This is a genomic window from uncultured Phenylobacterium sp. (assembly GCF_902826855.1).
Classification (GTDB): domain Bacteria; phylum Pseudomonadota; class Alphaproteobacteria; order Caulobacterales; family Caulobacteraceae; genus Phenylobacterium.
In genome coordinates, this window is record NZ_CADEGK010000100.1 from 7,823 (window position 1) to 16,892 (window position 9,070).

Consider the following 9,070-nt stretch of genomic DNA (forward strand, 5'->3'; position numbering starts at 1 on the left):
GCAGGCGCGCGGTGTGCGACAAAAGCGCCCCGCGCCAGCGGCGGGGGCGGAACGCACTGATGGGGGTGAGCGCGAGGATCTTGGCGTCCATCGGGATGATCGGGCCGTGGGCCGAGAGGTTGTAGGCGGTGGAACCCATGGGCGTGGAGATCAGCGCGCCGTCGCAGATCATCTCTCCTAGCCGCACCTTGCCATCGACCGAGATCCGCAGCTTGGCCGCCTGGCGCGTGGTGCGCAGCAGGCTGACTTCGTTGAAGGCGAGCGCCTCGTGGGTCTGGCCATTCACGTCGATCGCATTCATCCGCAGCGGATGGATGACCGCCTGTTCGGCGGCGTTGATACGGCCCAGCAGGTCGTCCTCGCTGAACTCGTTCATCAGGAAGCCGACCGAGCCGCGGTTCATGCCGTAGAGCGGCTTGCCCGAGTGCATCAGCGCGTGGACGGTTTCGAGCATGAAGCCGTCGCCGCCAAGGGCCACGATCACCTGGGCGGCCTCCAGACCGGCGTCGCCATAGCGCGCGGCGAGCTTTTCCCGTGACTCGATGGCCTCGGGCCGCGTGCTCGACACGAAGGTCAGGCGGGTGACGAAATTGGCTCTGCTCATGGCCGGGCCAGAAATGCCGAAGCTGCGGCGTCTGTCAAACGACCGTTTGCCTAGCGCCAGGGTCCGGCGTTCAGGCCGGCGCCAGCGACCGCGCCGCCTGGCGGAAGGCGGCTCCGGCGACCTCCGGCGAGACCGGCGCGAAGGCGACCGAGGCCTTGCGTGCGCCCTCCGCCCCGCCGCCGGGACGGCCGTCGTTGAGGTTACGGGCCATGTCCAGGATGTCGGGGAAAACGCTGCGGTCGATGCCCACGGCCGCGCAGGCCAGGGCGAGCAACTCCGGGCGGTCGGAATCCAGCGTCGCCTGCACCTGTTCTGGCTCGAAGCGCCCGAGCACGGCCAGCGCGGTGCAGAAGAGGCCCAGCCGTCCTTCCCGCAGCGCGCGGACGAGGTAGCCGGGCCGCAGCTGCCCGGCGGCGTGCAGCTTGTCGATCAGCCGGTGCTCCATCGCCTCGCGCTCGCCCGCCCGGCTGGTGCGCGGCGCTGCGTCCGTGGTCACTCCGTTGTGCGCCTCGGCCACGGAGGCGGCCAGCGCCTCGTCCAGAATCGCGACGTCCAGGCGGAAGCGATCGGCCAGGCCCTGGCGCAGCGCCAGGCCAACCCAGAGGTAGAGGCGCTTGGCCAGCTGGCCGGTCAGCTTGGGATGCTGCGAAAGCGGCGTGCGCATGGCGGCGATCTGGCGCGACGCCTCAACCAGCTCCTCCATATCCGCGGGGCTGAGTTCGGCGGTGTGGTTGCCGGCCAGCGCGGTCATCACGGCAGGCTCGGCCTGTTCCAGGATGGCTCCGATCACGGCCTGGCTGAGGCAGGGTCGGCGGGCCACCTCGATCTGATGCTCGATGGTGGCCTCGACCAGCAGGCGCACGAGGTCGAGATCGTGCAGCACCGGGCTCATGGCTATGACGGGCCGGGCGATCTCGATGTCATCGAGGGCCAGCACGTTGACCAGCGCGTTGGGCGCCCAGTCGGCAGACGCGAGTTTCGCCGACAGGCGATGACGGATGTCGCGCTCGGCCTCGACAACGAGGCTCATGAAGATGGAGGAAAGCAGGCCCTGGATCGCGGGCGACTTCATCGCCGGCACCGCGTGGGGCGAGTCGCACAGGTCCGCGATCGCCAGGAGCAGGCGCTCCCGGTCCGCCGGCTGGCGGCTCTTGGCGAGATCGAACAGGCTTTCGCTGTCCATCGCGAGACTCAACGCCGGATCCCTCCATTCTAAAGTGAGCACGGCAGCGGCGGACTGTGGCCTTCTCGCGTGAAGACATGCTTAAGGCGAGTCTCGGAACGGTAGGGAGCGCGCCGCCATGGCTGATCCGCTGATCCTGGCGCTCGACCAGGGCACCACCTCGACCCGGGCGATCCTGTTCGCCGCCGATGGGACGGCGCTGGGCGAGGCGGGACGGCCTCTGCAGCAGTTCTACCCGCGGGACGGTTGGGTGGAGCATGACGCCGAGGCGATCTTCGCCGCCGCGGTCGAAGTGTTGAAGGAAGCCGTGGAGACGGCCGGCCGCAAGCTCGCCGAGGTGACCGCCATCGGGGTGACCAACCAGCGCGAGACGGTGGTGATCTGGGAAAAGGCCACCGGCCGGGCGATCCACCGGGCGATCGTCTGGCAGGACCGTCGGACCGAGCCGCTCTGCGCACAGCTGCGCGGGACGGGGCGGGAAGGGCGCGTGACCGAGATCACCGGCCTGTTGCTGGACCCCTATTTCTCAGGGACCAAGCTGGCTTGGCTGCTCGACAACGTCGCCGGCGCTCGGAAAGCCGCCGAGGCCGGCGAACTGATGGCCGGCACCATCGACGCCTGGGTGATCTGGAAGCTTACGGGCGGCCGCGTCCACGCCACCGACGCCACGAATGCCTCGCGGACCCTGCTTTACGACATCCGGGTCGGAGACTGGTCGGTCGAGATGGGCGAGATGCTGCAGGTGCCGCTCGGGCTCTTGCCGGAAGTGCGCGACTGCACCGGCGACTACGGCGAGACCGACGCCGCGATCCTGGGCCGGGCGATCCCGATCCGGGGGGTCGCCGGCGACCAGCAGGCCGCGCTGATGGGCCAGGGCTGCATCCGGCCCGGCGAGATGAAGGCCACCTACGGCACCGGATGCTTCCTGCTGCTGAACACGGGCGAGGCGGCGCCGCTTTCGGGCGCGCGCCTCCTCACCACGGTGGCGGCCCGGGTGGGTGGTACGACCACCTATGCGCTCGAGGGGGCCATCTTCATCGCCGGGGCGGCGATCCAGTGGGTCGAGGCCCTCGGCGTCGCCGGCGGCCCACAGGCGGTCGAGAAGCTGGCCGCTGGCGCCAATGAGGAGCTCGGCGTGGTGCTGGTTCCCGCCTTCACGGGCCTCGGCGCGCCGTGGTGGGACGCCAACGCCCGGGGGGCGCTGTTCGGCCTGACGCGCGACGCGGGCCTGCCTGAGATCGCCCGGGCCGCCTTCGACGCCTGCGCCCTGCAGACCCGCGACCTGATCGAAGCCATGCGGGCCGATGCCCCCCAGGCCTTCGCGGGGCAGGCGGAACTAAGGATCGACGGCGGCATGGCCAAGAGCCCTTGGTTCAGCCAGCGGCTGGCCGACCTGACGGGCGTCAGCGTTTGCCGCGCGGCTTACCAGGAGACCACCGCCCTGGGCGCGGCGCTGTTCGCCGGCGTCGGCGCGGGAGTCTACCGCGATGTCGAGGACGCGGCGGCCTCGCGACCGAAGACCGAGGGCTTCACGCCGGCTCTGGGCCGGCAGGCGCGGGAGGGCGCCTACGCGCGTTGGCTCGACGCAGTGGCCCGGGTTCGCTCCAGCTAGACCAGGCGCACGCGCGCCGCGTCGACCCCGGACGGAGCGGCCAGGCGACCGACCACGGCCGCCTGGTGGAAGCCGCGGCTCCGCGCTGCGTCGAGCACCACCTGCTCGGCCTCGGCCGCCACGGCGATCAGCAGCCCGCCGCTGGTCTGCGGATCGGTCAGCAGGTCGCGTCGCCAGTCGTCCACGCCGATGAGGTCCTCTACCTGTCCACCGTAGCTGTCCCAGTTGCGGGTGGAGGCTCCGGTGCGGACGCCCGCGCGCACCAGCGCCTCGACGCCAGGCAGCAGCGGCGCGGCCTCGGCGGAGATCTCGGCGACCAGGGTCGCGCCCCGGGCCATCTCCAGGGCGTGGCCGATAAGGCCAAAGCCGGTAACGTCGGTCACCGCGTGAACGCTCTCGATCTGTGGCAGGTCGCGGCCGAGGACGTTGAGCTGGGTGGTCGTGGCGATCAGTGCCTCATAGCCGCCCGGCTCGAGTCGGTTCTGCTTGAAGGCGGCGCTGAGCACGCCGACGCCCAATGGCTTGGTGAGGATCAGGACATCGCCTGCCCGCCCGCCGCTGTTCTTCAGCACCCGGTCCGGATGCACGAGACCCAGCGCCACCAACCCGTAGATCGGCTCAACGCTGTCGATGGAATGGCCGCCGGCCACCGGCACGCCGGCTGCGGCGCAGACCGACGCTCCGCCGGCGAGGATCTGGCCGATGGTGTCGGCGCTCAACTGGGCGATCGGCATGCCCACGATAGCCAGCGCCAGGATCGGGGTCCCGCCCATTGCGTAGACGTCGGAGAGGGCGTTGGTCGCGGCGATACGGCCGAAGTCGAACGGATCGTCGACCACCGGCATGAAGAAGTCCGTGGTGGCGACCAGCGCCTGTGTGTCGTTGAGCCGCCAGACGGCCGCGTCGTCCGACGTCTCGGAGCCCACCAGCAGGTTCGGGAAGGCCGCGGCCGCGGGCATCCGCGCCATGATCTCGCGCAGGACCGATGGCGACAGCTTGCAGCCGCAACCGCCGCCATGGGCAAGTGACGTCAGTCGCACGACTTCAGGCATAGGACCTCCCCAACGCAAACCGGGCTATAGCATCCCCATGAGCCTGCTGCTCACCGACGATGGGTCCGCCGCCGCCATGTCGCGATTCGACATGGTGATCGATGTGCGTAGCCCCAGTGAGTTCGCGCAGGATCATGTGCCGGGCGCAGTGAACCTGCCGGTGCTCACCGACGCCGAGCGGGCGGAGATCGGCACGATCTACGTGCAGGACAGCCGCTTCAAGGCTCGCCGGCTGGGCGCAGCCTATGTGGCGCAAAATGTCGCCACGCACCTGCGCACGGCGCTGGCGGACAAGGGCGGCGGGTTCGCGCCGCTGGTCTACTGCTGGCGCGGGGGCATGCGCTCCAACGCCATGGCGACGATCCTGTCCCAGGTCGGCTGGCGCACCACCGTGCTGCAGGGTGGCTACCGCACATACCGCCGCGAGGTGACGGCCCGGCTCTACGATGGAACCCTCGCCCTCGATTTCGTGCTGCTGGATGGCCACACCGGGACCGGCAAGACCGCGTTGCTGGAGCGGCTGGCGGGGCTGGGCGTGCAGACGCTGGACCTGGAGGCCCTGGCGGAGCACCGCGGCTCGCTGTTCGGCGCCCTGGCGGGGCGCCCGCAGCCCAGCCAGAAGCTGTTCGAGAGCCGGCTCCTGGCCGCCCTCGACGCGCTGGACCCCGCTCGTCCCGTGGTCGCCGAAGCGGAGGCGAGCAAGATCGGCGAGCGGATGCTGCCGCCGGCTCTGTGGTCGCGGCTTGCGGCGGCGCCCTACATCGAGCTGGTCGCAGACCGGGGCGAGCGGGCCCGTTACCTGGTGGCCGCCTATGCGGAACTGACCGCCGACCGACACGCGCTGGAAGCGGCGATCGAGCGGCTGCCGGTGCATCCCAGCCGAGAGCGCCTGGCCGGCTGGCGCGGCCTGGCCGACGCCGGCGCCTTCGCCGAGCTGGCCGAGGCGTTGCTCGCTCTGCACTACGATCCGGCCTACGACCGGGCGCGCAAGAAGAGTTCGCGGCTGCCGCTCGGCTCCCTGCGGGTCCGCCCGGGGGACGCCGAGGACATGGCCCGCGCCGCCGAAGCCGCGGCGCGCTTGACGCTGGGCCTTCCCAGTAGGACTCTGGGGCAGACTTAAGAACAAGGGAGGTCGCCATGGCGGACGGTTCGGTCGCAGGCGTGGTGTCGCTGAAGGGCAGGGTCAGCGCGGAGGAGTGGCAGGCGCGAGTGGACCTGGCGGCGCTCTACCGCCTGGTGGCGCTCTATGGGTGGGATGATCTGGTCTACACCCACATCTCCGCGCGCATCCCGGGCACGGACCACCACTTCCTGATCAATCCCTATGGGCTGACCTTCGACGAGATCACCGCCTCGTCGCTGGTCAAGATCGACCTGGACGGGAAAATCCTCCAGGAGACGCCCTACTTCATCAATCCGGCGGGTTTCACGATCCACTCGGCCGTGCATGCGGCGCGGGACGACGCCCATTACGTCATGCACCTGCACTCCGACGCGGGCGTCGCGGTGGCGGCGCAGAAGATGGGGCTGCTGCCCCTCAGCCAGCACGCGCTCATCGTACTGCCGCGGCTCGCCTATCACGACTATGAGGGGATCGCCCTCAACCATGACGAACGGGAGCGGCTGGTCGCGGACCTCGGCGACAAGACCCTTATGCTGCTACGCAACCATGGCACGCTCTCGGCAGGCGCGACGGCGGCGGACTGCTGGGTCGGCATGTATTACCTTGAGCGGTCCTGCACGATGCAGGTCATGGCCATGTCCGCCGGCCGCGACAACGTCCTCATCGCACCGGATGCGGCCCAGGCAGAGGTCTTGGCGCAGACCGCGCGCGGTATGGGCGGGGCCCTGGCCTGGCCTGCCTGCCTGCGCAAGCTGGACCGTGAGTCGCCAGGCTACGACGCCTAGGCCCGCGGGCATCGGCGGACTGCCGCACGGGCGCGAAAACCAGCGCGCCCGTTGATTTCGCAGGCGAAAATTTCAAGCCCGCAACGGACAGCCATCCTGCTGTCACTGGACCGCGTGTATGCATGCGGCCTAAGAGCGGCAAATATCTGTCAGTAGAATGCCTGGGTGGTCTCGGGCGCCGGAGCCCGCGGTCTTGATCAGACGCCACTTCTTCCTCATCGCCGCGGTCGTCATTCTGTCGCTGATGGTCGTCGCGGGCGCGTTCAAGGTGCTCACCAAGACGGCCGGCGCCGGCGCCGGCGCGCAGGCGCCCCAGGGCGCAGGCGGTCCCAGTGGCGGACCGCGCGCGCGGCGCGCGGGCGCCGGTGGCGGCGGCTTCGGCGGCCCGACGATGGTTTCGGTGGCGGTGGTGCAGCCACGCGCCTTCGAGGACACCATCGAGGTGCTGGGTGTCGCCAAGGGCCGCCAGTCGGTGACACTGACGGCGGCGGCTACCCAACTGGTCGACAAGGTGCGCTTCACCGACGGCCAGTACGTCAAGCGAGGCGCGATCCTGGTGGAACTGAAGGGCGCCGAGCAGGACGCCGGCGCGGCCCAGGCGCAGGCCCGGCTGGTGGAAGCCCAGCGCGCCTATGAACGCTACCGGAGCCTGGGCGAGAAGGGCTTCTCCTCCAAGGCGCAGATCGACCAGTTCGAGGCGGCCTACCGCTCCGCCCAGGCCGATGTCGCCGCCGCCCGCGCCCGTCAGAACGACCGCACCATCCGCGCCCCTTTCGCCGGGATCGTGGGGTTGTCCGACATCGCCCCCGGCGCGCTGGTGAACCCCGGCGCGCCGATCGTGACGCTGGACGACGTCTCGGCCATGCGTGTCGATTTCCAGGTGCCGGAGCGCTACCTCAGCCAGCTTCGGGAAGGCCAGTCGATCCTGGCCACCGCAGACGCCTATCCCGGCGAGACCCTCGTCGGCCGCATCGCTAAGCTGCACACCCGCATCGACGAGCGGACCCGCGCGATCACCGCTCGCGCCGAGTTCCCCAACGCCGCCGGCAGGCTGAAGCCTGGCATGCTGGTGCGGGTCGGCGTTTCCCGCGGCGTGCGGCAGAGCTTGAGCGCGCCGGAGTCGGCCGTCTCCGTCCAGGCGGAGAACGCCTTCGTCTATGTCCTGCGCCAGGCGGGCGAGCGGACCATGACCGAGCAGCGACCGATCGTGACGGGGCTGCGCCAGCACGGCTTCGTGGAGATTCGCGACGGCGTCCGCGCCGGTGACCGGATCGTCGCCGACGGCCTCAACAAGATCCAGCCCGGACAGCCCGTACGGGTCGCCGCGCCCCGCCAGCCCGGCGCGCCGCCCGCGACCCAGCGGCCCGCGGCATGACGCTGTCCGACACCTCGGTCCGACGGCCGGTGTTCGCGGCGGTGGCCGCGATCATCCTGTGCGTCGTCGGCTTCGCCTCGTTCAGCGCGCTCACCGTGCGCGAGCTGCCCAGCGTCGATCCGCCGGTTGTCAGCATCTTCACCAGCTACCGCGGCGCCTCGGCCGAAGTGATCGAGGAGCGGATCACCGAGCTCATCGAGCGCCAGGTGGCGGGGATCGAGGGGATCGACCGCGTCAATTCCTCGTCCCGCGACGGGTCTTCGCGGATCAGCATCTCGTTCAAGCTCGACCGCGACCTGGATGCGGCCGCCAACGACGTCCGCGACGCCGTGAGCCGCGTGTCGGCGCAATTGCCCGAACAGGCCGATCCGCCACAGATCCAGAAGGCGAACGCCGACGCCGCGCCGATCATGTTCATCAGCTTCACGTCCAGCACGATGAACCGGCTGCAACTGACGGACTACGCCCAGCGCTATCTCGTGGAGCGGCTCTCCACCGTTCCGGGCGTGGCCACGGTCGGCGTCGGCGGAGCGCAGTACTACGCCATGCGTATCTGGCTCGACCCCGACGCCATGGCCTCGCGCGGCCTCACCGTGGAAGACGTCGAGACGGCCCTCAACAGCCAGAACGCCGAGCTGCCGGCCGGCTCGCTGGAGGCCCCGGCCAAGGACTTCACGATCCGCGTCGCGCGCGGCTATGCAACTCCGGCGCAGTTCGCCCGCCTGCCGATCGTACCCGCGCGGACCGCGACGCAGCCCCAGGCCTCAGCCGCCCTCGGCGGCGCGGCGGCCGGCGCCGGGGCGGCGCAAGGGCGCGACGTCGCCGGCGCCAGCTCGGCCCAGGGCTACATCACGCGCCTGGGTGACATCGCCCGCGTGGAGGAGGGGCCGGACGAGCACCGGCGCAGCTTCCGTTCGAACGGCCGCGACCAGGTGGGCATCGCCATCACTCGCCAGAGCCTGGCCAATGACCTGGAGATCTCAGACGGCGTCCGCCGGACGCTGGCGGAGATCAACCCCGGCCTGCCCAAGGGCACCAAGCTGGAGGTGGCGGTGGACTACACCGCCTTCACCCGGCACGCGATCCAGGAAGTCTGGATCACCATGGGCATCTCGCTCGCCATGGTCGCGCTGGTGAACTTCCTCTTCCTGGGCACGGCGCGCGCGGCGATCATCCCGACTATCGTCGCGCCGATCTGCATCCTGTCGACGTTCATCGTCCTGGCGCCGCTGGGCTTCTCGATCAACCTGCTGACCTTGCTGGCCCTGGTGCTGGCCATCGGCCTGTTGGTCGACGACGCCATCGTGGTGGTCGAGAACATCCAGAGACGCATCGA

The 9,070-nt window shown here is 70.3% G+C and carries 7 protein-coding genes and 1 pseudogene (1 of these 8 only partly in view); 5 read left to right on the plus strand and 3 right to left on the minus strand.

Annotated elements, in window-relative coordinates:
* Positions 1-604 (minus strand): annotated as a pseudogene (locus QZV94_RS14385) (NAD kinase); it reaches 215 nt to the left of the window's first position.
* Positions 605-674: 70 nt separating this feature from the next.
* Entirely contained in the window at positions 675-1,799 is a 1,125-nt protein-coding gene (locus QZV94_RS14390; RefSeq protein ID WP_293678599.1) for a DUF2336 domain-containing protein, read from the minus strand.
* A 106-nt stretch (positions 1,800-1,905) separates the two neighbouring features.
* Here QZV94_RS14390 and glpK point away from each other — a divergent pair, with 106 nt between their 5' ends.
* Positions 1,906-3,399 carry a glycerol kinase GlpK gene (gene glpK / locus QZV94_RS14395; RefSeq protein ID WP_293678600.1) on the plus strand — a complete coding sequence of 498 codons (1,494 nt, stop codon included), beginning with the start codon at positions 1,906-1,908 and terminating at the stop codon, positions 3,397-3,399.
* On the opposite strand, the gene selD is transcribed toward glpK, so the two are convergent.
* Positions 3,396-4,451, minus strand: coding sequence for a selenide, water dikinase SelD (selD, locus tag QZV94_RS14400; RefSeq protein WP_293678601.1), 1,056 nt, complete (start codon positions 4,449-4,451; stop codon positions 3,396-3,398). The genes glpK and selD overlap by 4 nt on opposite strands.
* A gap of 37 nt (positions 4,452-4,488) precedes the next feature.
* On the opposite strand from selD, the gene mnmH reads away from it, so the two are divergent.
* The 4 genes from mnmH to QZV94_RS14420 form a co-directional block, all read left to right on the plus strand.
* Entirely contained in the window at positions 4,489-5,571 is a 1,083-nt protein-coding gene (mnmH, locus tag QZV94_RS14405; protein WP_293678602.1) for a tRNA 2-selenouridine(34) synthase MnmH, read from the plus strand.
* A gap of 17 nt (positions 5,572-5,588) precedes the next feature.
* Positions 5,589-6,359, plus strand: coding sequence for a class II aldolase/adducin family protein (locus QZV94_RS14410; RefSeq protein ID WP_293678603.1), 771 nt, complete (start codon positions 5,589-5,591; stop codon positions 6,357-6,359).
* A 193-nt stretch (positions 6,360-6,552) separates the two neighbouring features.
* A complete protein-coding gene (locus QZV94_RS14415; RefSeq protein WP_293678604.1) occupies positions 6,553-7,734 on the plus strand; it encodes an efflux RND transporter periplasmic adaptor subunit in 1,182 nt (393 codons plus the stop codon).
* A partial coding sequence (locus tag QZV94_RS14420) for an efflux RND transporter permease subunit (protein ID WP_293678605.1) occupies positions 7,731-9,070 on the plus strand: 1,340 nt, incomplete at its 3' end. The genes QZV94_RS14415 and QZV94_RS14420, both read left to right, overlap by 4 nt.

What these genes read in the sequence shown, in the direction of transcription:
- glpK (WP_293678600.1), top strand. Translation starts at nt 1,906, where the DNA reads ATGGCTGATCCGCTGATCCTGGCGCTCGACCAGGGCACCACCTCGACC.
- selD (WP_293678601.1), bottom strand. Translation starts at nt 4,451, where the DNA reads ATGCCTGAAGTCGTGCGACTGACGTCACTTGCCCATGGCGGCGGTTGC.
- mnmH (WP_293678602.1), top strand. Translation starts at nt 4,489, where the DNA reads ATGAGCCTGCTGCTCACCGACGATGGGTCCGCCGCCGCCATGTCGCGA.
- QZV94_RS14410 (WP_293678603.1), top strand. Translation starts at nt 5,589, where the DNA reads ATGGCGGACGGTTCGGTCGCAGGCGTGGTGTCGCTGAAGGGCAGGGTC.